Consider the following 563-nt stretch of genomic DNA (forward strand, 5'->3'; position numbering starts at 1 on the left):
CTGGTGCCACTTTGTGCACCTGCACTACCTGTACCTATTTGTCTTGCAGTACCACCAGAACCTAAATTGCCAGTTGCACGTAATACAGTATTGCTGCTATTGCCGGTTACTGGTCTATTTTCGCTTCTATCACCACGTACATATAGTAAGTATCCCGTACCTGGTGCTAAGCTTCCAGCATCGGTAGTATTAGCCAAGCTGGTCCATTTACTACCAGGGGCTGCATCGTCATTGTAGGTAAAAATAGAGTTTTTAGCAAGTGATGGGCCATCAAAACCATTTGTACCAGCTGTTACACCACCAGTAATGTGTGTACCATAGCCAGAAATAGTAGCACCGCCCTCTTGCCAGCCATTATAAATACTGCTAGTTACTGGGCTACCCACCAGTACATAAGCTTTTCTACCGCTACTTGGTATATAACGCTCTACTGTTACATTGGTTGCACCACTTATAGAGCCGCCAATGCCTGCACCATATTTAGCTGTACCTGTTGCATCCGATTTAAACGTTACAGGTCTACCATTAAAAACAAAAGAAACACCAGTTGGGGTGGTACAAGC

Annotated in this window: 1 protein-coding gene; it reads right to left on the minus strand. The window is 44.6% G+C overall.

Features of this window, described 5'->3' with window-relative positions:
- A partial coding sequence (locus ACT9TX_RS18445) for a hypothetical protein (RefSeq protein ID WP_481340589.1) occupies positions 1–563 on the minus strand: 563 nt, incomplete at both ends.

Source organism: Parasediminibacterium sp. HNIBRBA5674 (genome assembly GCF_056745525.1).